This window comes from Microbacterium sp. OVT16B, assembly GCF_019969705.1.
Lineage (GTDB): Bacteria > Actinomycetota > Actinomycetes > Actinomycetales > Microbacteriaceae > Microbacterium > Microbacterium natoriense.
Genome location: NZ_JAHXZA010000001.1, coordinates 3,573,560 through 3,598,462 on the forward strand (window position 1 = coordinate 3,573,560; position 24,903 = coordinate 3,598,462).

Sequence of the window (24,903 nt, forward strand, 5' to 3'; positions counted from 1 at the left end):
AGCCCCTGACCCGCGGCGGAGAACCCCCCGTCGAACCGATTCGATTCCTGCTCTGGCGAGAATGTAAGCGTTTGCACTAGCCTGATCCCATGGCACAGCTTGAGCAGATCGCAGCCCCCGGTTCCGAGTGGTGGCGCAGCGCAGTCATCTACCAGATCTACCCCCGCTCCTTCGCGGACGCCTCCGGCGACGGCATCGGCGACCTGCCCGGCATCACGAGCCGCCTCGACTCCCTCAGGGAGCTCGGCGTCGACGCGATCTGGCTGAGCCCGTTCATGACGAGCCCGCAGCGCGACGCCGGCTACGACGTGGCCGACTACCGCGACGTCGACCCGCTGTTCGGCACTCTCGCCGACTTCGATGAGATGCTCGCGCAGGCCCACTCCCGCGGCATCCGCGTCGTCGTCGACCTCGTCCCGAACCACTCCTCCGACCAGCACGTCTGGTTCCAGGAGGCCCTGAAGGCGGCCCCCGGCAGCCCCGAGCGCGCCCGCTACATCTTCCGCGACGGCAAGGGCGAGAACGGCGAGCTCCCCCCGAACAACTGGGAGTCCGTGTTCGGCGGCGGCATGTGGGAGCGCATCACCGAGCCCGACGGCACGCCCGGCCAGTGGTACCTGCACATCTTCGACGCCACGCAGCCCGACTTCGACTGGACCAACGAAGAGGTGCGCGAGGAGTTCCGCTCCATACTGCGCTTCTGGCTCGACCGCGGCGTCGACGGCTTCCGGGTCGACGTGGCGCACGGCATGATCAAGGCCGAGGGGCTGCCCGACTACACGCCCCCCGCAGACGCCGACTCGATGGGCGGCGGTGAGGCGGACGTGCCGTACTGGGGTCAGGACGGCGTGCACGACATCTACCGCGACTGGCACAAGGTGCTCGCCGAGTACGACGGCGACCGCGCGCTGTGCGGTGAGGCGTGGATGCCGACGCTGAAGCAGACCGCTCTCTGGGTGCGCCCCGACGAGATGCACCAGACGTTCAACTTCCCGTACCTGATGACCCCGTGGGACGCGAAGGCTCTCGGCGACGTCATCCGCGAGTCGCTCGACGACTTCGGCGCCGTCGGGGCCCCCAGCACCTGGGTGCTCTCCAACCACGACGTCGTGCGGCACGCCTCGCGCCTCGCGCTGACGGCCGACAACCCGCAGGGCGAGGGCATCGGCCCGAACACCCCGCACAAGCCCGACACGAAGATCGGCCTGGCCCGCGCCCGCGCGGCGACCACGCTGATGCTCGCCCTGCCCGGTTCGGCGTACCTGTACCAGGGCGAGGAGCTGGGTCTGCCCGAGGCGATGGAGATCCCCGACGAGTTCCGTCAGGACCCGACGTGGTTCCGGACCGACGGCGAGCGCTACGGACGCGACGGATGCCGCGTGCCGCTGCCGTGGGAGGCGGATGCTCCGGCGTTCGGCTTCAACGACACCGGCCTCTCGTGGCTGCCGCAGCCGGCCGACTGGGCGAGCTACGCGCGCGACACCGAGGAGGGCGACCCCGTCTCGACCCTGTCGCTGTACAAGGAGCTGCTCGCCGCGCGCCGTGAGCACGGCTTCGGCTCCGGCTCGCTGGTGTGGGAAGACGCGGGGAAGGATGCCGTGGCCTTCCGCCGCGGCGACGTCCACGTGCTCGCCAACCTCGGCACCGCGCCGCTGCCCCTGCCCGCCGGCGCCGCCGTGGTCCTGAAGAGCCAGCCCTTCACGGGAGACGCCCTCCCGGTCGACACGGCCGTCTGGTATACCACGGCCTGAGCCGACTCCCCCGTTCCGGTCGCGAACCTGGTCCTCTGCACCGTCAGATCACGACCGGGTCCGCGACCGGAACGAGGAACCCCCGAAAGGAACACCCATGGCGAGCATCGATGAGGTCGCCCGGCTCGCCGGGGTCTCGACGGCGACCGTGTCGCGCGCGCTGAGCGGCCGCGGGCACGTCTCCGAGTCCGCGCGCCTGCGGGTGCAGGAGGCGGCATCCGCCCTGGGCTACGTGGTGTCGTCGCGAGCGTCCAGCCTGGCGTCCGGACGCACCCGCAACATCGGCGTGATCGTGCCGTTCCTCGACCGGTGGTTCTTCAGCACCGTGCTCTCCGGCGTCTCCGCGGCGCTGATGCGCGAGGGCTACGACATCACGCTGTACAACATCACCGCCGACAAGGACGTGCGTCGCCACGTGTTCGACACGTTCCTGCGCCGCCAGCGGGTGGATGCCGTCATCGCCGTCTCGATCGAGCTCGACGACGACGAGACCCAGTACCTGCTCGACCTCGGCCTGCCCGTCATCGCGATCGGCGGTCCGAACCCGAAGCTCGACACCCTGACGGTCGACGACGTCGCCGTCGCGCAGCTCGCCACCGAGCACCTGATCGGCCTCGGCCACCGCGACATCGCGCACATCGGCGCGAACCCCGAGTTCGACATCGACTTCCACATCCCGACCAACCGGCGCCTCGGCTTCGAGAAGGCGCTGGCGAAGGCCGGCATCCCGCTCAACCCGGCGTTCCTCGAACCCGCCGACTTCACCGTCGAGGGCGGATACCGCGCGGCCAAGCAGCTGCTCGGCCGGCCTGGTCCTCGTCCGACCGCGGTGTTCGCGGCATCCGACGAGATGGCGATCGGCGCGATCCTCGCCGCGCGCGACCTCGGGTTCGGCGTGCCGGAGGACCTCTCGATCGTCGGCATCGACGGCCACGAACTCGGCGAGTTCTTCCGCCTGACGACGGTCGACCAGTTCCCGCTGGGCCAGGGCGAGAGGGCGGCGGATGCCGTGCTCGCCAAGCTCGCCGCCGACGGCGCCACCCGCGCGCCCGTCGCGCTGCCGTACGAGCTGAACGTCCGCGGTACGACCGCGCGCCTGCTCTAGCCTGTGCGCGGCTACCCTGGAGTCATGACCGCCTCCGTGCCCTCCGTCCTGTTCGTCTGCGTGCACAACGCCGGGCGCTCGCAGATGGCCGCCGGCTTCCTGCGCGACATCGCGGGCGACCGCATCGAGGTCCGCTCGGCAGGCTCCCTGCCCGCCGAGCAGATCAACCCGATCGCCGTCGAGGCGATGGGCGAGCTGGGCATCGACATCACCGCGGAGTCGCCGAAGGTGCTCACCACCGAGGCGGTGCAGGACTCCGACGTGGTCATCACGATGGGATGCGGCGACGCGTGCCCGTTCTTCCCCGGCAAGCGCTACGAGGACTGGGCTCTCGACGACCCGGCCGGTCAGGGCATCGACGCCGTGCGGCCGATCCGCGACGAGATCCGCCGCCGCATCGAGGCCCTCGCGGGAGAGCTCCTCGCCTGACGGCCTCGGCCTCTGCCTCTGCCTCTGCCTCTGCCTCTGCCTCTGCCGCCGAGAGCCTCAGGCGCGCAGCGCCGACGCGGCGGACCTCGGCCCCACCGCGAGGTGCACGAGCATCGTCGCCGCCAGCACGACGGCCGAGATCAGCAGCAGCCGATCGGGGGCCACCCCGATCTCCAGCGCAGCCCCGCCCAGGCCGCTGCCCAGCGCCGATCCCAGCGCCATCGCGCTGCCGTTGAGGGCGAAGACGAGCGCCGCCGAGTCCGGAGCCATCGCGCTGAGGCGAGCCTGCAGCGGAACGCCGGAGCCGCCGTTGCCGACCGCGCACGCGAAGAACCACACGATCGCGGCGACCGTGCCCAGCGCGCCGGGCAGCAGCAGTCCGAGCGAGCCGAGCAGCGCGGAGGCGATGAGCAGCCCCAGGATGCCGGTGACGACCTGCACGGGCGGGCGTCGGTCGGTGAGCCTGCCCGTGAGCACGTTGCCGACCAGGCTCAGCAGGCCGTAGCAGAACATCACCAGGACCATGACGAGCCCTCCGCCCACCCTCGGACCCACGATGAGCGTCGCATAGGTGAAGCAGAGGTAGCTCGCGCACATGATGCCGACGGGCACGACGAGCGCGGCCAGCAGACGCGGCTCCCGCAGCGGCTGCAGCGTCTCCCGGAGCGAGCGCGGAGGCAGGCGCAGCCGCGGGACCCGGAGCAGGATGCCGACGAGCGCCGCCGAGCCGACGGCGACGACGAGGAACAGCGGAATCCGCCAGTCGCTCTGCCCGAGCAGCAGGCCGAGCGGCACGCCGAGCGCCGTGGCGGTCAGCCACCCGCCGAGGATGAGCGAGAGGGCGCGCCCTCGGCGCTCCGGAGGCGTCTTCGCCACCACGTAGGCGCTGATCACGGCGTTGAGCAGGGCGCCGCCGAGCGCCGAGACCACCCGCCCTGTCATGGCGATCGCGTAGGTGGGGGCGAGCGCGACGACGAGGTTGCCGATCACGAAGACCCCGAGTGCGCCGACGATCGTCGCCTTGCGCTCCCACCCTCCGGTGAGCGCGCCGAGCACGGGTCCGGCGAGGGCGCTCGTCAGGGCGAACACCGCCATCAGCTGACCTGCCGCCGCCGGTCCGACGCTCAGGTCATCGGCGATCTGCGGGAGCAGGCCCGCGAGGACGTAGCCGTCGATGCCCATCGAGAACGTGGCGACGGCGAGCCACACGAGCGCTCCGACTCCTGCACCACGGGCGCCATCGGCCCTCTCCCCCTCGACGTCGCGCACTCCGCCATCCAATCAGAGTCGGCGCCGCCACGACCGCGACGCCCCGGCGTCAGGCGTCCTGCTGATACACGTCGGGCACGCCGTCTCCGTCCTCGTCGAGAGCCTCCCTCTCGGAGATCGCGCGGTAGCGGCGGTTCCGCAGGCCGAGGAGGACGGATGCCGCGAGTGCGGCGATCACCGAGGCGCCGAGGATCGCCGTCTTCGCCGCATCGTGCGCGACCCCCGCGGGGAAGCTGAGCTCGCCGATCAGCAGCGACACCGTGAACCCGATGCCGGCCAGCATCCCCACCCCGACGAGGTCGACCCAGCGCAGTCCGTCGCTCAGCCGGCTCCGCGTCACGGTCGTGGTGATCCAGGTGGCCGCGACGATGCCGAGGGGCTTGCCGATGACGAGAGCGCAGACGATCGCGATGGTCACCGGATGGGTCATGGTCTGCACGAAGCCGTCGCCCACCACCGTGACCCCGGCGGCGAAGAACGCGAAGACGGGCACGGCGAACCCTGCGGAGAGCGGGCGGAACCGGTGCTCGAACTCCTCGGCGAGACCGGCGTCGGAGGAGCCGTCTACGGGCTTCACCGGGATCATGAAGGCCAGTGCCACGCCGGCGATCGTCGCGTGGATGCCGGAGGCGTGCACGAACGCCCAGACCGCGACGCCGATCGGGAGGAGGATCGCCCACGCCGCGAACCGGTGACGGAGGAAGAAGCCGCGGCGGCGCTGCGCGAGCGCCGCGTAGAGGGCGAGTCCGAGGAGAGCGGCGGGCAGCGGCATCGGATTGAGGTCGTCGGTGTAGAAGACGCCGATGATGACGATCGCAATGAGGTCGTCGACCACCGCGAGGGTGAGCAGGAAGAGCCTCAGCCCGCTCGGCAGGTGCGAGCCGATGATCGCGAGGACCGCCACGGCGAAGGCGATGTCGGTCGCCGTGGGGATCGCCCAGCCGCGCATCAGCACGGGGTCGGGGCCGACCACGGCGAGGTAGATCACGGCCGGAACGACGACACCGCCGACGGCCGCGATCACCGGCACGAGCGCGGTGCGCACGTCGCGGAGGTCGCCGACGACGAACTCGCGCTTGAGCTCGAGCCCCACGAGGAAGAAGAAGACCGCGAGCAACCCGTCTGCAGCCCACGCGCCCAGGCTCAGCTTGAGGTGCCAGGGCTCGTAGCCGATCTCGAGGTCGCGCAGGGCGAAGTACCCGTCGGCGAAGGGCGAGTTCGCCCACACGAGGGCGATGCCCGCCATGACGACGAGCAGGATCCCCCCGACGCTCTCCTTGCGCAGGAGCGCGCCGATGCGGCGGGCTTCGCGGTGACTGCCGCGCGCAGGGAAGGTCTGAGGGGCGACGTGCGGAGGGATGGTCATGGGATCTCCCGGGGTCTCGACAACGATGTGTCGACCAGGCTTCCCGACTCTCCGTCGCCCAGCTTACCGGGCGGTGCGCGCCCGTCCCTGAGAGGTCACGCTGCGGCGATCACGCGGAGGGAAGCGCGCGCACCCTGTTGTTGCGCGGGTTGTGCTCCAGCTCAACCAGACCGAGCGCTTCCAGTGCTGCTCTGTCATGCGCGATTCCTCTCGACGGCGTACTGCCGGGATCGGACGGGCCCCCGGCAGTACATTGTGCTCCTCCGGACCGCTGCGGCGGCAGCATCCGGAGGGAATCCGTCACTTCGCGACGATGAGCCCCTTCGTCGCCTCCTGGGCGCGCTGGAACCGGCGCTGCACGTCGGGCCAGTTCACGATCTCCCAGAACGCCTTGACGTAGTCGGCGCGCACGTTGCGGTAGTCGAGGTAGTAGGCGTGCTCCCAGACGTCGAGCTGCAGCAGCGGGGTCACACCGAGGGGCGCGTTGCCCTGCTGGTCGAAGAGCTGGAAGATCACCGGACGCGCGCCGACGCCGTCCCAGGCGAGCACGGCCCAACCGGAGCCCTGCACGCCGAGCGCGGTGGCCGTGAAGTGCGCGCGGAAGGCGTCGAGCGAGCCGAACGCGTCGTCGAGGGCGGCGGCGAGCTCGCCCTCGGGGGAGCCGCCGCCGTCGGGCGAGAGGTTCTCCCAGAACACCGAGTGGTTGATGTGGCCGCCGAGGTTGAAGGCGAGGTCCTTCTCGAGCTTGTTCACGGCGGAGAGGTCACCCGTCTCGCGTGCGGCGGCGAGCTGCTCCAGGGCGGTGTTCGCGCCGGTGACGTACGCCTGGTGGTGCTTGGAGTGATGCAGCTCCATGATCGTTCCGGAGATGTGCGGTTCGAGGGCCGAGTAGTCGTACGGCAGTTCGTGGAGGGTGTACGGAGCGGACATGCGTCTTCCTTTCGATGGAGGTTCGGGGGTCAGTGCTCGCCGCCGGAAGGCAGCGCGTGGAATCGACGGTCGACGTAGACGAGCGGACGCCCTGGGCGGCCGTGCCGCACCTCGAGCACCTCGGCGATGACGACGGTGGAGGAGCCGACGGGGACGCTCTGGATCGGGCGGCAGCGCAGGGCGACCCTGGCCTCCGGAAGGTACGGCTCCCCGGTCGGGAGCGTGCGCCATCCCTGCTCGGGGGTGAACCGCTCCGACCCGCTCACGGCGAAGCTCTGCGCCAGGGCGGAGTGCTCGTCGTCGACGAGGTGGACGACGAAGCCGTCGGCCGCGAGGATCGCCCCCGCGCTGCCGGTCGCCCTGGTCACCGAGAACACGATGGCGGCGGGGTCGACGGCGACGGAGGCGACGCTCGACGCGGTCAGGCCGACGGGCCCGGCGGGGCTCGCCGCGGTGATGATCGCGACGCCGGCCGGATGCTGTCGGAAAGCGGCTTTGAGGCCCTCGCCGACCTCGGTGGGGACCGGGGCCGCCGGTCGCGTGTCGTTCATGGTCATCGGGCGCGCACCGTCCGATGCGGGGCGCGTGCTTCTCGTGTTCGGGTCACGTCTGCAACGCTAAGACCTCAAGTACACTTGAGGTCAAATCGAGCGAAGGACGCCCCGATGAGCGCAGACACGGACCGCACGCCGCACGCCCCCGACGAGCCCCTGACGATCGGCGAGATGAGCAGGCGCACGGGCGTCGCCCCCTCCGCGCTGCACTTCTACGAGGGCCTCGGACTCATCGCCTCCACCCGCACCTCCGGCAACCAGCGCCGCTACGCCAGGCACATGCTCCGCCGCGTCTCCCTCATCACCGTGGCGAAGCGCCTCGGCATCCCCCTCTCCGACGTGCAGGAGGCGTTCGCCGACGTGCCCCTCACGCAGACGCCGAGTCATGCCGACTGGCAGCGCGCCTCCCGCCGCTGGAAACGCGAGCTGGAGAAGCGCCGCGAGGGCATCGAACGGCTCGAACGCGAACTCACCGGATGCATCGGCTGCGGCTGCCTGTCCATGAAGGCCTGCGGGCTGCTGAACCCCGACGACGCCCTCGGCAGCCAGGGCGCCGGCCCCCAGCGCCTGCGCGAGGACTGAGCTCGACGCTCGCCCCGGGCGCCCTCGAGCGCCCCCGACCCGCCGGTAGGCTCGGGCCATGACGATCGACCTCGAAGCGCTCTACATCGACCTGCACCAGCATCCTGAGCTGTCGTTCCAGGAGACCCGCACCGCCGGCATCGCGGCGCAGCACCTTCGAGATCTCGGGCTCGAAGTCGAGGAGGGCGTCGGCGTCACGGGCGTCGTCGGCGTGCTGCGCAACCCTTCGTCAGGCTCAGGGGAGTCCGGAGACGGCCCCGTCGTCTGGATCCGGGCCGACATGGACGCCCTGCCCGTCGAGGAGCAGACCGGACTGGCGTACGCGAGCACGGCGAAGGGCGTCGACCCCGCGGGCACGACCGTCCCCGTCATGCACGCGTGCGGCCACGACATGCACGTGACGGCCATGATCGGCGCGGTCGAGAAGCTCGTCGCGGAGCGCGCCGACTGGAGCGGCACCGTCGTCGTGCTCATCCAGCCCGCCGAGGAGTACGGAGCAGGGGCGCGCGCCATGCTGGACGCCGGCATCCTCGACCGCTACCCGAAGCCCGACATCGTGCTCGGACAGCACGTCACCCCGCTCCCCGCCGGGATCATCGGCGTGCGCGGCGGCACCCAGATGGCGGCATCCGACGGCCTCACCGTGACCCTGCACGGACGCGGAGGCCACGGCTCCCGCCCGCACGCGACGATCGACCCCGTCGTCATGGCGGCCGCGACCGTCATGCGGCTGCAGACCATCACCTCGCGCGAGATCGACCCCCAGGGCGTCGCGGTCGTGACGGTCGGCTCGATCCACGCCGGCCTGAAGAACAACATCATCCCCGCAGAGGCGAAGCTCGAGCTCAGCCTGCGCTACCCGGACGAGGACGCGCGGGAGAAGGTGCTCGCCAGCGTGGAGCGCATCGTGCGCGCCGAGGCCGCGGCATCCGGCGCCGAGCGCGAGCCGGAGATCCGCACCGACCACACGCTGCCCGCCACGATCAACGACGAGGAGGCCACGGCGCGTGTGACCGCCGCGCTGCAGCGGGTGCTCGGCGAGGCGTCGGTCATCGACCCCGGCATGTTCACCGGCAGCGAGGACGTCTCGTGGTTCGCGAGGGATGCCGGAGTCCCGCTGGTGTTCTGGTTCTGGGGTGGCGCCGACCCGGCGAAGTTCGCCGCGGCGAACGCCGCCGGACGTGTGGCCGAGGACATCCCGACCAATCACTCGCCCTACTTCGCCCCCGAGATCCACCCGACCATCGAGGTCGGCGTCACCGCCCTGTCGACGGCGGCGCGCGAGTTCCTGGGCTGAACGGTCTCGGTTCACCACTCCTCAAGGATCCGCGAGATCGGGCCCGCAGAGCCGGGTCCAGCGCGAGCGCACTCGATTCGTGAGGAGTTGTGAACCACGGACGAAGCGCCCCGGGCTCCGAGAGCCCGGGGCGCATCCGCGTCATCCGGCTACTGGATCTGCCACTTCTGCACGGCGCTCGCCGATACGGCCTGCTGCGTCAGCCCCGTGCCGTTCGTCGACGCCGTCGCGGTGAGCAGGAGCCCGCTCTTCACCGACGTGAGCGTGTACGTGCCGTCGGACTGGGCGGCTGCGGTCCAGCGCTGGTTCGTCCCGCCGCTGCAGGTCCACTGGATGATCTTGGCCCCCGCGGCGACCGACCCTCCGTCGACGTCGGCGCACATCCCCGACTCGACGTTCTTCACCTCGTACGAGCCGTCGGCCTGCCGGGTGAACTGCCACTTCTGGTTCGCTCCCGTGTTGCTCGTCCAGATCACCAGCTGCGTTCCGGCCGTGGTGCTGTGGTTGGGGTTGTCGATCGACTTCCCACCCGAACTGATGGTGCGGATGCCGTCGAGCACTCCCGTCGACGCGACCGGGGTCAGGGAGAGCGTCTGCTCTGCGGCGCTGCGGGTGCCTCCGACCGCGGTTCCGGCGGCGGTCCAGCTGCGGACCGGGGTGGTCTCGGCGAGGCGTCCGGTCGTGGCGGACACCGAGATGACGAGTCCGCTGTAGCGGTTGACCAGGCGGACGGTGCCGTCCGGTGCGTTCGTCGTGGCCGAGCGGTTCTGCACCACCCACCACTGCTGACCCGCAGACGGGGATGCCGCGGCCACGGCCGTGAGCGGGGCGCCCCAGGCGCGTCCGGCCGACGACTGCGACGACACCCCGAGCAGAGCGCCCGTGGCGTCGTTCGCGACGGTGAACGCCCCGTCTCCCGTCGGCGAGAACCTCCAGGTCGCCCGGCCGTTGTCAGCCGTCGCGGAGGTCACGCTTGTGTCGGCGGTCGACTGCACCAGCATCCGTCCTCCCGAGCCGATGCGGTAGGTCTTCGTCGTGTCGACGGGGGTCGCGACCGTGCCGCCGAGCGAGACGTTGACGTACTCACCCGACTTGCCGCCGGAGCATCCGAACGAGCAGTACATCCGGAAGTCCTTGCCGACGATGGCCGAGCTGGTCTTGCTGACCGGATCGAGGAACCAGCGGTACCAGGATGCCGTGTGATACGCCCCGGTGTCTCCGATCAGGGTCCACTTCTGCGAGGACAGGTCGTCGGTCGCGTAGATCTGCTGCGGGGCGTTGCCGCTCTGATCGACGGCCTGCGGCTCGCCGATCCAGAGGCCGAGGTAGGCGTTCCAGGCCACGTCCATCACGAAGAGAGGAGATGTCGGCGGAGTCGTGCCCGCGGCGACCTGCTGAGCCACCGTGCCGGGGGTCGACGGCGAGTACTCGGCGCCGACGGGCGTGTACCCGTTGGCGTTCGAGGTCGTCACCGGCACCATGTTGCTCTCCTTGCCGCCGATGCCCGGCTGCGACCACTGGCCGTCGTACCACTTCTGCCAGCTGCTCGGGGCCATCTTTCCGGAGATGGGGGCGCGGGCGACGTGCGCATGGAACGCCGCCCAGCTGCCGTTCTTGTTCACGATCCGCGAGCCGTAGAAGACGTAGAAGTAGCCGGACGCGGCATCCACGACGAGCCGGGGGTCGCCGTCTCCGTAGTGGTAGGTCTGCTGCGGGAAGTCGGTGGTGCTGCCGCGTGTGGTTCCGAACGGCGAGGTGATGATCCGGTCGCTGATGGTCCAGGTCTTGCCCTGATCCCTGGACACCGCGAGATCGATGCCGTCGAAGTGGATGCCGTCGCCGTAGGGCTGCGGCGTGAACTCGTTGTGCACGAGGCCGTACCAGTCGCCCGAGTCCGGATCGACCCAGACTCCGGCGAGGTCGCAGAAGTTGCGCTGGGAGTACGTGGTCGTGCTCGGCGCGTAGGAGGACACGAGTCCGGTGGGGCTGTTGTTGCAGCGCCAGGTGGTGTCCTTGTTCGAGTCGTTCGCGTTCGTCGGATTCACCGAGTCGGTCAGCGCGCTCGACAGGGTCGCGGTGTCCATGTTCGTGCCGGAGTAGAACGACCATCGCCGCTCCTGTGTCGCACCGTAGAGGGCGTGCGCCTGCTGGAAGTAGTAGGTGCCGTCCTTGTCGATGTAGCTCGCGGCCGGGGTGTCATCCGGCTTCGTCCAGGTGCCGGTGCTGCCCACCGTCACCGTGTACGTCCCGGTCACGGCCGCGCCCGCCGGCACGGACGCGAGGCCCGCCAGCAGAATGCTCGCACCCGCGGCTGCGATCAGTGAAAGTCGTCTTGTCCACGCCATCGTGTCCCACTCTCCGTTGAATGTTTGCGTTACCACTGAGAGCGCGATCTTCTCGCTGTTTTTGGACTGTGTCAATGTTTGAGAATGGCTAAGCGCAAACAGTTTCTCGAACACCCGCCGTGACGGCACTTGTGAGAGCGCGGCATCCGTCCGGCATCCGTGCGTTTATCGGACGGATGCCCGTTTCTCGGACGATCCTGCGCGGATCGTCCGAGAAACGGGGGATCACCCGAAGAGCGGATGCCTGTCGTCAGCCCTTCGAGACCAGGAACTCCCTGAAGTCGGCCGCGGCGAGCATCGCGCGGACTCCGGCGGTTCCACCGGTCGCGCACGACAGATCCGTCACCGACACCCTGGCCTGGTCCCACGACGAGGTTCGCTGCCCCGTCGCGGTGATCGTGCAGCCCGAGGTGCGGAGCGTGACCCGGTACCAGGAGTTCACCTGCACGCCGCCCGGCACCCCGGTGTCGGCGAGCGGCGTCCACGACCCGTTCGCCTTGCCGAGCGACAGCCGTCCGGTGCTGCCGTCGACGCCGGCGAAGTAGCCCGTGTACGCATCGGGGCCGACTCCGGGAGAGGTCGTCCGCGCGAGCACGCCGGCGTTTCCGCTCGGCGCGGTCAGCGACGTGAGTCGCACGTCGGACGACACGGTGTACGCGTCACCGGCGATCGGAGAAGCGAACTTCGGACCGTCGGTCGCGGATGCCGACTGACGTTCGATGCCGCCGGCGATCGTCGACCAGCTGCCGCCGTACCCCGTCCACCCCGTCGAGGCGCCGGATGCCCACGAGTCGGCGTAGGCGGCTGCCGTCGACGCACCGGCCTGGGTGACCTGGAGGTTGCGGAACGACGCCGAGCTCAGGTGCGTGCGCACGCCCGCCTGACCCGAGGCGAAGCATCCGGCGTCGGTCGCGGTCGCCGTGGTGGATGCCGTGCCGTTGTCGGGCTTGATCGTGGCGGTGATCGTGCAGCCGACGATGCTCGCCGTGAGGTGGTACCAGGTGCCGGCGCTCACGCCGCCGGTCACGTTCTGCAGGGCAAGTGAGGTCCAGTTGTTGTTCTGCTTGCCGATGAAGATCGTGCCGTTGGTCTCGACGCCGACGTAGTACCCCGCGTGCGCGTCAGCTCCGACCGCCGGCGCGCGAGTGCGCAGCAGCACGCCGGCCTGACCGGTGGTGTCGAGGCGGATGTCGGTGTCGAGCGTCACGTCGGTCCATCCCGTCGAGCCCACCAGGGACTTCGGTCCGCTGGAGGCTCCGGCCTGGGAGTAGATCCCGCCGCTCACCGACCAGGCGCCGCCGTACGTGGACCAGCCCATATCGTTGCCGGAGTCGAACGGCGCATAGAGGGGAAGAGCGCCCACCGGGCCGGTGCCGAACCGCACGTCGCACCTCGTCGTGGACCCGGCGACGAACTTGGGGGAGACCATCATGATCGCCGACCCGGATGCCGTCGGCACGATGCTCGGGCTGTAGTTGGCGCAGTGCTTGCCCGGTCCGTTGTTGTAGTCGCCGGTGGGGTCGATCGTCATCGGCGCTGATACGGCCTGCCAGGCGCCGACGCCGAGGTTGGTGTTGGTGAACACCACGCGTCCCGACTCGGGCTTGACGACCGTCGTCGGACCGTCCGCCCCCGTGACGACTCGCTGGCCGGACATGATGAGGGTGCCGTTCGGACCTCCGGCCGGACTCCACGCGAGTGCGGGGGTGTGCAGCAGCTGACGGCCGTCCACCGTCTGCACGAGGGTGCCGAGATCGGTCGCCGACCCCCACGAGGCTCCGTCCGGCGAGGTCTTCAGGTAGACGCGACAGGTCTGGTCGGCGTTGCCCACCGAGTCGCGGCACAGCTCGTAGCCCAGCGCGTAGGTGCCGTTGGGCAGCTTCCGCACGATCGGCATGCCGGGGCGCGAGCTGCTGTCCCCCACCGCGACGACGTCCGTCTGGCTGCCCCAGGTCGCGCCGCCGTCGGACGACGTCGTCATCACGAGCTTCTGGCTGTAGCCGGAGGAGCGCAGACGCTCATCGGAGAAATGGCAGGCGAGGTCGCCGTTGGCGTTCAGCACGATCTCCGGCTCCCACAGGCCCGTGGACACCTGGTTGGGCGCCCCCGACTTCGTCACGCAGTTGCCGCGGCGGGTCCAGGTGGCTCCGTAGTCGGTGCTGATGAAGGTCTGCACCTCCTGATTCGACCAGTTCACGTTGTCCCAGGCGTTGCCCGCGGCGATGATCGTGCCGGCGGGCAGACCTCCGGCCGCCTGCGGCAGCTCGTACATCGATCCGAAGTAGATGCCCCACCCGGCGGTCGGCGAGTAGAGGGTGCTCAGCGTCGACCAGGTCTGGCCGCCGTCGGTGCTCCGCTTGACGACGGAGTGGGTGCGCACGCCGGTGTCGTTGACGCTGTACATCACCAGCAGGTCGCCCCGCCGGCTCTGGTCCGCGCTGGCGCCCAGTCGGATGATGCGCGGGTAGTCGTTGTTCTCCGCGCCGCTCGGCGACGACGGCGCTGCGACCACCGAACCCGGTGAGGCCGAAGCCGCCGTGGGGAGGGCCACCAGGCCCGCCGCCCCCAGCACCGCCGCCGCGAGGACGGCCGTCAGACGGGAGGGTCGTCGCCGCCCCGTGGATGATCTCTGCATGACGCTGCTCCTTCTCTTCGTCGAGACGGACGTTCGCCGTCCCGGTCTAGGTGTGCGCGATCCCGCGCACCACGAGCCCTTCCACGCGGAGATCTCCGCCCGCCGCGCGGATGCCGGTGGCGCCCGCGGCGTGAGGGAGGACGTCCGCGACGTCGATGATCGGCACGCCGTCGAGTTCGACGGCGATGCGCTCTCCGTGCAGCCTCACGACGACACGGTGCGGCGCCTCGGACTCGATGTCCGCCGCCGCGGAGGCGAGGATGCGCTCGTCGTAGTCGTGCCGGGCCAGCACCACCCGGTCGACGTGCAGCTGCACGGAGTACCCGAGCAGGAAGTTCACGCCGAGTCGGGTGTCTGCGCCCTCTCCCCCCTCGGAGAAGGCGCTCGCCCTCACCAGGAGGTCTCCGTGTCCGCCGCTCTCGGTCGCCGTGAACGCGAGCGCCGCCTCGATGTCGACGTCCGCGCGCGGGGTCGGATCGAGGAGGGCCTTGCCGTAGCCCGAGAGCGCGCCGTCGACCGGGCCCGCGTCACCATCGCCGAGTCCGGGCGAGACCGTGATCAGCTCGATGACCGGCCCGCCTGCCACGGCGGAGATCCGCAGCGGGTTCTCCCCGTGCGTGAGGCGGATCTCCGCCGTCACGACGTGACCGTCGTGACTCACCAGGATGCGGGTGCTCTCCCCTCCGGCATCCACCCCGATGACGTCTCCGGCGGAGAACACCCCCGCGAGCTGCAGGGAGAACGTGTCCCCACGCGCGGCGTGCAGGCGGTAGCCGGCGGACTCCCCTGCGGCGAGCGCGAGGCTCTCGCCCTGCGTCGACGGGGCGTCGGGCGTGAGCGCGGCCCAGAGCCTCCCCGGCACCGGGACGACGGCCCGGCGATCGGACTCATCGGGAGTGGTGTCGGTGAGGGCGACGTGGCCGATGCGCACGCCGCCGCCCCGCGCATGCACGCCGACGAGGGCGGGGGCGCCGAGCGGCGCAAGCTCCAGCGGCTGACGCCGTCCGTCGAGGAAGACCTCTATGCGGTCGTGGTCGGCGACGATCCTCCACGTGTGCAGCGCGGCGTGCGCGAAGCCTGGCGGGAGCGGTGCATTCCCTGCCGGCTCCCCGCCGTCGATCGCGTGCACGCGATGCGCGTCCCGATCGATCCCGACCACGATCCGACGGCCGTCCTCCGTCTCGAGCATCACTCCGTGCTCGGCGGCATCGAGCGCCGTCAGCGACACCTCGGCGGTGAGCGTGGGCACGGCCCCGATGCGCCAGAGCGCAGCGGCGTCCAGCGCGCCGGTCAGCACGGCGGAGCGATGATCGGGGGCCAGCATCCCTCCCTCGACCTCCCAGGACGCGGCGTCGCCGTCGTTCCAGGCGCAGCGGTGGGTCGGCTCCGCGGGGACGGGGGCTTCGCGCGACGGCCCCAGCACGAGCAGCCGGCCGCCGCCCCACACCTGACGGTCGATGTTCAGATGCCGGGTCAGGTCGGGGTTCATGTTGTGGAACACGAGGTACGTCGACACCAGGTCGGGGCCGACGACGCTGCAGCTGTGCCCGAGCCCGGTGTACTCCGCGTCGGTGCTGACCACCAGCGGATTCAGCAGCCCAGGACTCCATCCGGTGAGCGGATGATCGCTCGACGCCGCATCGATCCGGTAGCCGAGGCTCAGGTAGTGGTTGCCCGTGAGCGTCATGTGGTACCTGCCGTCGCGCTTCGCCACGAAGGGACCCTCGGTCCAGCCGTTCATGTGGATGCCGGTGAGCACGGGCTCCCCGAACTCGGTCGGCGAGGGCATCTCGCACCCCCAGATGCCCTCGTCGCCCGCCCAGTAGAAGTACCGGCGACCGTCATCGTCGATGAGCACGTTGCCGTCGATCGCGTGCCCGACGTTCCCGCTCACGTCGACGAACGGACCGGTGGGGCTCTCGCTCCGCAGCACGTGGTGTCCTTGACCGGACGGCGAGGTGTACATGTGGAACTCCCCGTCGGCGTAGACCACCTCCGGCGCGAACGGGACCAGCCCGGGGAAGACGTCCGGCGCGATCGCCGGCCCGTCCGGCGTCCAGTGCAGGAGGTCGTCGGAGCTCCAGCAGTCCACCTGCGGGGTCGTCGAGTAGAGGTAGTAGCGACCGTCATGGCGGAGCACGAAGGGGTCGGCGTAGTCGCCGTCGCGGGCGATCGGGTTCTCGTAGACGGCCACGGTCACTTGATCCCGCTGATCGCGAACGAGTCGACGAAGTGCCGCTGCATGAGGCTGAACAGCACGACCACGGGGAGCACGGCGATGACGGACGCCGCCATCACCATCGGGAAGTCGGTCTGTTCGGCGTAGTAGCCGGTGAGCGAGGCGACCACGAGCTGCACGGTCGACTTGTCGGGCGAGTTGGTGAAGATGAGCGGACCGAGGTAGTCGTTCCAGGTCGCCATGAAGACGATGATCACGTTGGCGGCGATCGCCGGTCGGCACAGCGGGAGGAAGACGCTCCAGTAGATGCGGAAGTACCCCGCTCCGTCGAGCTTGGCGGCGTCGAGCAGCTCGTTGGAGAGTCCCCTCATGTACTGCCGCAGGAAGAACAGCATGAGCACGTTGCCGAGGGTGCCCGGCACGATGAGCGGCAGCAGGGTGTCGATCCAGCCGACCTCCGCGTAGACGAGGAACTGCGGGATGAGCGTGACGATGACCGGCACCATCATGGTCGCCAGCAGCAGGGTGAACAGCAGTCCCTTGAGCGGGAAGTTCAGCTTGGCGAACGCGAACGCCGCCATGGTGGTCGAGAAGGTGCCGATCGCCACGACGAGCAGCGTGACGATGGCGCTGTTCAGCAGGCCCGAGGCGAGCGGCACCACGTTCCACACGTCGACGTAGTGCGAGAAGTCGAACGGGTCGGGGATCCACTGCGGCGGGAACTCGAAGACCATCTTCGATTCCTTGAGCGAGGTCGACACCATCCACAGGAACGGCAGCACCATGGTGAGCGCCCCGAGCAGGACGAGCACGAAGAAGACGACGGTCGTCGCGCGACGTCGCGCCGTGAGGGTTCGCAGGGTGGCCATGTCGGTTCAGTCCTCCGTGTGCACCCAGCGCCGGGACACCCGGAACTGGATCAGTGTGATGACGAGGATGACGAGCGCGAAGAACACCGCGACGGCCGAGGCGTAGCCCATCTGGTTCGAGGCGAAGGCCTTCTCCCAGATGTAGTAGGTGATGGTGGCCGCGCTGTAGTTCGGCCCGCCGTTCTTGGTGAACAGCTGCACCTCGACGAAGGTCTGCAGCGAGCCGACGATGCCGACCACGATCAGGAAGAAGGTCACGGGGGAGAGCATCGGCAGGGTGATCGAGAAGAACGTCCGGATGCCGGATGCCCCGTCGAGCCGCGCGGCCTCGTAGTAGCTGTCGGGGATGTTGTTGAGGGCGGCGAGGTAGTAGATCGACGTGATGCCGATCATCTTCCAGACGATCATGATCACGATCGTGACCTTGATCCAGGCGGGGTCTCCCAGCCAGTCGGGCCCGCGGATGCCGAACCAGTCGCTGAGCCCCTGGTTGATGGGACCGAACTGGTAGTTGAAGAGCCACTTCCACATCACCACGAGCGCGACGATCGACGACACGTAGGGCAGGAAGTAGAGCACCCGGAAGATCTTGTTGCCAGGGGTGCGGCGGTGGCTGGCGATCGCGAAGAACAGCCCGAACGCGAGGTAGAACGGGATCGGCAGCAGCATGAAGAGGGTGTTGCCCGAGGCGATCCAGAACTTGCGGTCGGAGAGGAACGCCGTGAAGTTGTCGACTCCGACGAAGTGCTGCTCGCCGCTCAGCACGTTCCAGTCGGTGAAGCCGGCGTAGACGGCGACCGAGACGGGGACGACGAAGAACAGCAGCAGCTGCAGGGTGATCGGCGCGACGAAGACGACGCTCCAGGTGCGCTCATGGCGCGCCTGTCTGGGCGCTCTCCTGGGTGCCGTCATGGGCGGGCCTCTCTCGTGAGGGGTCGTCCGGGCCGGTGCACGGCCCGGACGACCCTGTCCGTCTGGTGCTACTTCGCCGTCGCGATCGCGTCGTCGAGCGCGGTCTGCATCTCCGCCTCCACCGACTTCGTGTACTCGGCGGCGGTCACCTCGCCCCGATAGACGCTCGCCACGTTCGACGAGAACACGTTCCACCAGTCGCCGTTGTAGGTGAAGGTCTGAGTGGGTCGGTGGCCGACCTCCTCGATGATGCGGATGAACTGCTGCTTGTTGGCCGGCGGCTTGTCCATCGTCAGGTACTCGTCGTTCGTCATGTCGATGAGGTTGGGGACCGCCTGACCCTTCTCCATGTTCGTGCGCTGCGCGTCTTCGTTGAAGGCGAGGAACGCGGCGAGGTTCTCGGCGTCGGTGGGGTTCTTGCTCGCCTTCGACACCGCGAAGCCGACACCGCCGTACCAGGTCGCCTCCGACGAGGTGGGCGTCGGGACCGGCCACGGCATGAGGTCCCAGTCGAACGTCACCTCGTCCCAGAACTGCCCCTGGCTCCACGGGCCGATGCCCATCATGCCGATCTTGCCGTCGATGAACCGCTGGAAGCTCCCCAGCGAGCTCTCCTCCTCCGAGCTCGGCGCCACTCCCTCTTTAAGGGAGAGGTCGGCGACCCACTGCAGGGCCTCGACGAACTTCGGGTCGGTCACGGAGACCTTCGTGTGATCCGCGTTCAGCCAGTCGGCGTCGTTCGACCACACCGCGGACTCGAGAGAGTACGGGGCGGTGCCGTAGGTCTTGTCCGCGCCCTCCCCTGAGGTCAGCTTCTTGGCGTTGGCGACGAATTCGTCCCAGGTCCAGGGGACCTCGGGGTCGGGATCGGGGATGCCGGCCGCCGCGAAGAGATCCTTGTTGTAGGCGAGGGCGAAGGGGCCGATGTCCTTGGGCAGCGCGTAGATCGCCCCCTGCCCCGGCGTCGTGCCGTCGAACTTCCAGAGGTCGATCGCGTTCTTCCACACGTTGTCGGCGTCGAAGATCTCGTTGTCGGCGACGTAGTCGCTGAGATCGGCGATCACGCCGTTCTTCACGAGCGGCTGCAGGTTCTCGCCCACCATGTAGAAGACGTCCGGCGTCTTCTTGGCGGCGATCATGGTCTGGAGCTTGGTCTGGAAGTCGGCCGCGGGCACGCTGATGTAGTCGACCTTCACCCCCGGGTACTTCTTCTCGTACTGCGCGATCATGTCCTTGAAGACGTCGACCTCCTGCGGGGACCCCCACCCCATGAAGGTGACCGTGCGGTCGCCGGACTGCTCTCCCGAGCCCCCGCCGGAGCATCCGGCCAGAACCAGGGCGGTGGCCGCGACCAGAGCGACTGCTGCGGTGCGTGTTCTCATCTGCCTCTCCTGAATGTGTGAGGAGCCGCCGGTCTCCCTCGACCGCGGCGCTGCGGGTATCCGGCCTGGGAGGACCGGCGGGAACTGCTCTGTTCGGGACGCTAATGTATAGCGCTGTAAATGTCAAAGGATTCTTCCTCGCGTTCGGCCCTAAGATGGCGGAATGGCGACAGGCAGGTCCGGCGGACGGGTGCGATTGCAGGACGTGGCGACCCTCGCCGGCGTCTCGATGAAGACCGTGTCGAACGTCGTCCACGACTACGAGCACGTGTCGGACCGGATGCGCGAGCGGGTGCAGGCGGCGATCGACGAACTCGGGTACCGCCCCAACCTCACCGCGCGACGCCTGGCGACGGGCCGCACCGGGATGCTCGCGCTCGCGATCCCGGAGATGGATCAGCCGTACTTCGCCGAGATCGCCCGCTGCGTCGGCGAGGAGGCCGGCCGCCGCGGCTACCGGATCATCGTGGAGCAGACGCTGAACGACGTCGAGGCCGAACGCGCCGTCATCCGCGACCGCGAGGAGGGACTGGTCGACGGGGTGATCTTCCACCCCGCCCGCATCGACACCCTCGAGATCGCGCGCCTGCGCCCCGACACCCCGCTCGTGCTGCTCGGCGAGGCCGCGCGCCCGCTCACCGCCGACCACGTCATGATCGACAACGTGCGTGCGGCCCGAGAGGCCACCGAGCTGCTGCTCGCGACAGGGCGGCGCCGGATCGCCTTCCTCGCCTCGGTGCGCACGGAGATCGCGGAGTCGACGCACCTGCGACTGCTCGGGTATCAGGAGGCGTTGATCGGCGCCGGCATCCCGCTCGATCCTGCGCTCGTGATCGAGAGCGACGGCTTCGCAATCGACGACGGCGTGCGCGCCCTGACCGCCGCGCTCGACAGGGGCGTCGCCCCCGAGGCCGTCCTCTGCCGCGACGACCTCTTCGGACTGGCCGCGATGAGGGCGCTGAGCAGCGCCGGACTGCGCGTCCCGGAGGACGTCTCGGTGCTCGGCTGGGACGACACGTCGTTGGCCAGGTACGCGACGCCGGCCCTGTCATCCGTGTCGCCGGACAAGCGCGCGATCGCGGCGTCGGCGCTCGATCTGCTCGAGGACCGCATGAACGGCTACGACGGCATCGGGCGCCACCTCCTCGCGCCGTACACGATCGCCGACCGCGGCACTGTGGCTCGACTGCCTCGCTGAGGCATCGCGCCGAGGCATCGGCATCCATCACCGGATTGCATCTTTCTAGCGCTGCAAGTTTTGGATATGCTTCCTGCCATGCCACAGGAAAGCCTCGCGTCGGCCAGCAGCCAAGACGGCCGGTACCCCCGCCCGCAGCTCGTCCGCGCCTCATGGGCCGATCTCTCCGGCCCCTGGCGGTTCGCCGTCGACCCGGACGACCGCGGGATCGCGGAGGGGTGGGCACAGGATCCGGCGGAGATCGCCGGGGAGATCATCGTGCCGTTCCCCCCGGAGTCGCCCGCGTCGGGCATCGGCGACACCGGGTTCCATCGCGTGCTCTGGTACCGACGCACCGTCGCCGCGGCCGAGGTGGCCGAGGCCGGTCACGGGGGAGGCCGCACGCTGCTGCTGCACTTCGGCGCGGTGGACCACCGGGCCGACGTCTGGATCGACGGCACCCACGTCGGAGCGCATGAGGGGGGCCACACGCCGTTCACGGTGGTGGTGCCGGAGAGCGCGGCAGACGGCTTCGACCTCGTCGTGCGCGCAGAGGACGATCCCCTGGACCTCGCGCAGCCCCGGGGCAAGCAGGACTGGGAGGAGCGGCGCCACGTTGTCTGGTACGACCGCACCAGCGGCATCTGGCAGCCCGTGTGGCTGGAGTCGGTGCCCGCCCGTCACGTGCGCAGGCTCACCTGGAGCACCGATCCGGATGCCGCCGTCGTGCGCCTCTCGGTCGAGCTCGACGGCCACCCGTCGCCGGGAACCCGACTCTCGGTGCGCATCACCCGCGGAGAGGAGGTGGCCGCGGCACAGGTGACGGAGCTCACCGGACCCCGCCAGACGCTCACGCTCTCCCTCCCCGCGCTGCGCAACGGCCAGGCACGGGATGCCTGGCTCTGGACCCCCGAGCATCCACTGCTGCTCGACGCGGCGGTGGAGCTGCTGCCGCCGCACGGCGATTCCGACCGGATCGGCTCGTACCTCGGCATCCGCTCGGTGGGGACCGACGGCGGCCGGGTGCTCGTCAACGACCGGCCGGTCGCCGTGCGCGCGGTGCTCTCCCAGGGCTACTGGCCGCAGTCGCATCTCGCGGCCCCGGACGCCGACGCCCTGCGGCACGAGGCGCAGCTCATCAAGGACCTCGGGTTCACCTCGGTGCGCGTGCACCAGAAGATCGAGGACCCGCGCTTCCTCTACTGGACCGATCGCCTGGGTCTTCTCGTGTGGGCTGAGATGCCGAGCGTGTACGAGTTCTCCGCGCTCGCGGTCGAGCGGCTGGTGAGCGAGTGGACGGCCGTGGTTCGGCGGGACTCGTCGCACCCCAGCATCGTCGTGTGGGTGCCGCTCAACGAGAGCTGGGGAGTCGACCGGATCGCACAGGTCTCCGAGGAGCGCGAACTGGCCCGCACGCTCTACCACCTGACGAAGACGCTCGACGGCTCCCGTCTGGTCGTGTCGAACGACGGGTGGGAGCACACCCGCTCCGACCTGTTCACCGTGCACGACTACGAGAACGACTCTGCGGTGCTGCGGGCGCGCTACGGCACATCCGATGCCGTGCGGCAGACCCTCGACGGCATCGCCCCGAACGGCCGGCGCATGCTCGTGGGCACGCCGGAGGAGTCATCCGACACCGCCGGACGGCCCGTGCTGCTCAGCGAGTTCGGCGGCGTGAGCGTCGACCGCGCCACCGACGGCACCTGGGGCTACCGGACCGTCGCCTCGGACGAGGCCCTGGAGACGCATCTCTCCACGCTGTTCTCCGCGGTCCGGGACTGCGCCCCGCTGGCCGGATGGTGCTACACGCAACTGACCGACACGGCGCAGGAGACCAACGGACTCACCGACGAGAACCGCGTGCCGAAGATCCCCGTCGATCGACTTCGGCGGATGATCACCGGCGGCGCCGAGCTGCCCGCCGCATCCCCCGTCTTCCACGCCTAGCCCCGCCCCGCGCTCCCGGCTTCCGAACTTCGGACGCATGTCGCTTTTTCGGACGATTCCGCGCGAATCGTCCGAAAATCGGGTGATCGTCCGAATTTCGGATGCGGCGGTAGGCGGATGCCGGGTCAGACGCCGATGATGCGCGGAGGGGGCGGGGGCGCCAGCTGACGCCGCGGCACCCCGTGCGCCTCGCGGTGCAGGCGCTCCATGCGGCTGTCGAGTTCGGCCGCGGCATCCGCAGCATCCGTCAGGCTGTCGACGAGGTGCGAGGGCACCTGATTCGAGAACTTGTAGTAGATCTTGTGCTCGAGGCTGGCCCAGAAGTCCATCGCTATCGTGCGGAACTGCACCTCGACCGGCACCGACAGCGCCCCCGTGGAGAGGAACACCGGCACCTCGAGGATGGCGTGCAGGCTCTTGTACCCGTTGGGCTTGGGGTTCTTGATGTAGTCCTTCACGATCCGCACGGTGATGTCGTCCTGCGCGGTGAGCAGATCGAACAGCCGGTAGACGTCGGCGATGAAGCTGCAGGTCACGCGGACACCGGCGATGTCGGTGATCTCCTCGCGGATGCGGTCGAAGTCGGGCTCCTCGATGCCCTTGCGCGCGATCTTCTCCACGATGCTGTCCGGCGACTTCACACGGCTCTTCACGTGCTCGATGGGGTTGTACGCGTGATCGTGGGTGAACTCGTCGCGCAGGATCGAGATCTTCGTCTCGACCTCGCGCATGCCGAACTCGTACTCGCGGAGGAAGCGCTGGAACTGATCCCTGAGCTCTTTCGCCTCGGTGATCGCGCTCTCGTCGACGGAAACCGTGCTCATGCTCACGACGCTACGCACTCGTGATCGGAAATCCCTGTGCATCGTCGATGAACGACGCTCAGGCGCCGGCGGTGCGCGACTCCGCGGCCGCCTCGACATCGCCTCTCGCGTCGACGAGCTCCTGACCGGTGATGAGGCCGGGGAGGCCACGGCCGAGACGCGTCGTGAACAGCAGCACGACGGACGCGAGGATGAGGAGGGACGAGATCCCGTCGAAGGCGTCGCCGAGCAGGGGCAGGGCCCCGATGCCGCCGATGCCCGCGGCCCAGCGCAGCGGACGGGTCAGCGCCGCCGGCATCCGCGACCCGGCGTAGCGCAGCTGCACCGCCAGGTCGCCCACCGACCGCCCGCTGATCAGGATGATGAGCAGCCACAGCCCTGATGCCGCCGAGATGCCCATCACCTCGGCGAGGCGTCCGTCGAGGACGGTCTGCCGATCGTGCAGGACGTACTCGAACCACAGCTGCGTGACCACCGCGACGCCGTACATCACGAAGCCGTAGGCGAGGGCGTCGCAGAGCATCGCGATCGCGCGACGTCCGCGCGTCACGGGGCGCGGCTCACCGGCATCCGCACGAGCGCGCACGCCGCGCAGCGAACGAGGCACCACGAGCGCGAACACCGAGCCGAGCACCGCGCCCGTCGTGTTGGTCATCAGGTCGCCGACGTCGAAGAACCGGTAGGCGCAGGGGTACAGGCCCCAGACGCCGGTCAGCTGCGTGGTCTCGATGAGGAGCGAGAGACCGAACCCGACAGCGAGGGCGGTGGGGATGCCGCGGGCGCCGAGCACCCGCAGGAAGACCCCGAGCGGCACGAACAGCAGCACGTTGAAGACGAGCTGCAGCAGCGCGGGGTGGCGCAGCGGGTTGCCCGGCGCGGCGAGCGCCTTCTGCACGTCGCGCACGACCTCCATCGGGTCGGTGATCATGCCGACGCAGCGGATCGCCTCGGGGTCGGGCAGCGGCAGCAGCGTGTAGGTCCAGATCGCCCAGAAGTAGACGAGGGCGGCGAGCCAGAGCAGGGTGCGGCCGAAGCTCAGGCTCCCACGGCGGCGGTAGCTGATCGCCACGAACGGCACGAAGAGCAGGATGCCGAATCCCACTCCGATCGCGATCGCGATGAACCCCAGAAACACTTGATCCCCCACGGGATCCCAGTCTATGTCGCCCCCGTAAGGATTCCGTTAGGGCAGCGCACGCGGGGCGTAGGGATTCCGTGAGGATGTCGTGAGGATCACGGGGAGTGGCGTAGGCTCGCCCGACGTGTCAGACGAATCCCGGGAGAATCCGGACGCACCGCAGATCGCCAAGCGGATCCTCATCGGAGACCCGCTGACGAGCGAGCAGG

At 69.5% G+C, this 24,903-nt stretch carries 19 protein-coding genes; 7 read left to right on the forward strand and 12 right to left on the reverse strand.

What is annotated here, in order from left to right:
• Positions 1-89: 89 nt before the first annotated feature.
• The 3 genes from LC438_RS16810 to LC438_RS16820 all read left to right on the forward strand — a co-directional run bounded on the left by LC438_RS16810 (position 90) and on the right by LC438_RS16820 (position 3,285).
• Positions 90-1,751, forward strand: a complete 1,662-nt coding sequence (locus tag LC438_RS16810; protein WP_105673203.1) for a glycoside hydrolase family 13 protein — start codon at positions 90-92, stop codon at positions 1,749-1,751.
• 97 nt (positions 1,752-1,848) lie between these two features.
• Positions 1,849-2,856 (forward strand): LacI family DNA-binding transcriptional regulator, encoded by a 1,008-nt coding sequence (locus tag LC438_RS16815; protein WP_105673202.1) that lies wholly within the window; start codon positions 1,849-1,851, stop codon positions 2,854-2,856.
• Between the two features lie 24 nt (positions 2,857-2,880).
• A complete protein-coding gene (locus tag LC438_RS16820) occupies positions 2,881-3,285 on the forward strand; it encodes an arsenate reductase ArsC (protein ID WP_105673201.1) in 405 nt (134 codons plus the stop codon).
• Positions 3,286-3,342: 57 nt separating this feature from the next.
• Here the strand turns inward: LC438_RS16820 and LC438_RS16825 are convergent, their stop codons facing one another.
• The 4 genes from LC438_RS16825 to LC438_RS16840 form a co-directional block, all read right to left on the reverse strand.
• Positions 3,343-4,554 carry an MFS transporter gene (locus LC438_RS16825; RefSeq protein ID WP_223587251.1) on the reverse strand — a complete coding sequence of 404 codons (1,212 nt, stop codon included), beginning with the start codon at positions 4,552-4,554 and terminating at the stop codon, positions 3,343-3,345.
• A gap of 49 nt (positions 4,555-4,603) precedes the next feature.
• Positions 4,604-5,920 carry a Na+/H+ antiporter NhaA gene (gene nhaA / locus LC438_RS16830; protein WP_223587252.1) on the reverse strand — a complete coding sequence of 439 codons (1,317 nt, stop codon included), beginning with the start codon at positions 5,918-5,920 and terminating at the stop codon, positions 4,604-4,606.
• Between the two features lie 300 nt (positions 5,921-6,220).
• On the reverse strand, positions 6,221-6,850 hold the full coding sequence (locus LC438_RS16835; RefSeq protein ID WP_223587253.1) for a superoxide dismutase: 630 nt from the start codon (positions 6,848-6,850) through the stop codon (positions 6,221-6,223).
• 29 nt (positions 6,851-6,879) lie between these two features.
• Positions 6,880-7,407, reverse strand: a complete 528-nt coding sequence (locus LC438_RS16840; RefSeq protein WP_223587254.1) for a flavin reductase family protein — start codon at positions 7,405-7,407, stop codon at positions 6,880-6,882.
• Positions 7,408-7,515: 108 nt separating this feature from the next.
• On the opposite strand from LC438_RS16840, the gene soxR reads away from it, so the two are divergent.
• Complete coding sequence (gene soxR, locus LC438_RS16845; protein WP_105673197.1) at positions 7,516-7,986, forward strand: redox-sensitive transcriptional activator SoxR; 471 nt, start codon at positions 7,516-7,518, stop codon at positions 7,984-7,986.
• 58 nt (positions 7,987-8,044) lie between these two features.
• Complete coding sequence (locus LC438_RS16850) at positions 8,045-9,283, forward strand: amidohydrolase (protein WP_223587255.1); 1,239 nt, start codon at positions 8,045-8,047, stop codon at positions 9,281-9,283.
• 149 nt (positions 9,284-9,432) lie between these two features.
• Here the strand turns inward: LC438_RS16850 and LC438_RS16855 are convergent, their stop codons facing one another.
• The 6 genes from LC438_RS16855 to LC438_RS16880 all read right to left on the reverse strand — a co-directional run bounded on the left by LC438_RS16855 (position 9,433) and on the right by LC438_RS16880 (position 19,605).
• Complete coding sequence (locus LC438_RS16855) at positions 9,433-11,628, reverse strand: RICIN domain-containing protein (protein WP_223587256.1); 2,196 nt, start codon at positions 11,626-11,628, stop codon at positions 9,433-9,435.
• A gap of 250 nt (positions 11,629-11,878) precedes the next feature.
• The gene (locus LC438_RS16860; RefSeq protein ID WP_223587257.1) at positions 11,879-14,263 is read right to left on the reverse strand and encodes a family 16 glycoside hydrolase; all 2,385 of its coding nucleotides are present in this window, start codon (positions 14,261-14,263) and stop codon (positions 11,879-11,881) included.
• 46 nt (positions 14,264-14,309) lie between these two features.
• Positions 14,310-16,463, reverse strand: coding sequence for a glycoside hydrolase family 43 protein (locus LC438_RS16865; RefSeq protein ID WP_223587258.1), 2,154 nt, complete (start codon positions 16,461-16,463; stop codon positions 14,310-14,312).
• Positions 16,460-17,311 (reverse strand): carbohydrate ABC transporter permease, encoded by an 852-nt coding sequence (locus LC438_RS16870; protein ID WP_223587259.1) that lies wholly within the window; start codon positions 17,309-17,311, stop codon positions 16,460-16,462. Before LC438_RS16870 ends, LC438_RS16865 begins: the two co-directional genes overlap by 4 nt.
• Before the next feature lie 6 nt (positions 17,312-17,317).
• Entirely contained in the window at positions 17,318-18,223 is a 906-nt protein-coding gene (locus LC438_RS16875; RefSeq protein WP_105673191.1) for a carbohydrate ABC transporter permease, read from the reverse strand.
• A gap of 68 nt (positions 18,224-18,291) precedes the next feature.
• Positions 18,292-19,605, reverse strand: a complete 1,314-nt coding sequence (locus tag LC438_RS16880) for a sugar ABC transporter substrate-binding protein (protein WP_105673190.1) — start codon at positions 19,603-19,605, stop codon at positions 18,292-18,294.
• A 163-nt stretch (positions 19,606-19,768) separates the two neighbouring features.
• On the opposite strand from LC438_RS16880, the gene LC438_RS16885 reads away from it, so the two are divergent.
• Both LC438_RS16885 and LC438_RS16890 read left to right on the forward strand, forming a co-directional pair.
• On the forward strand, positions 19,769-20,803 hold the full coding sequence (locus LC438_RS16885; protein WP_223587260.1) for a LacI family DNA-binding transcriptional regulator: 1,035 nt from the start codon (positions 19,769-19,771) through the stop codon (positions 20,801-20,803).
• A 78-nt stretch (positions 20,804-20,881) separates the two neighbouring features.
• A complete protein-coding gene (locus tag LC438_RS16890; protein WP_223587261.1) occupies positions 20,882-22,732 on the forward strand; it encodes a glycoside hydrolase family 2 TIM barrel-domain containing protein in 1,851 nt (616 codons plus the stop codon).
• Positions 22,733-22,857: 125 nt separating this feature from the next.
• Here LC438_RS16890 and LC438_RS16895 read toward each other — a convergent pair whose 3' ends face one another.
• A complete protein-coding gene (locus LC438_RS16895) occupies positions 22,858-23,556 on the reverse strand; it encodes a GTP pyrophosphokinase family protein (RefSeq protein ID WP_105673243.1) in 699 nt (232 codons plus the stop codon).
• Between the two features lie 58 nt (positions 23,557-23,614).
• Complete coding sequence (locus LC438_RS16900) at positions 23,615-24,703, reverse strand: VanZ family protein (RefSeq protein WP_223587262.1); 1,089 nt, start codon at positions 24,701-24,703, stop codon at positions 23,615-23,617.
• Between the last annotated feature and the right edge of the window lie 200 nt (positions 24,704-24,903).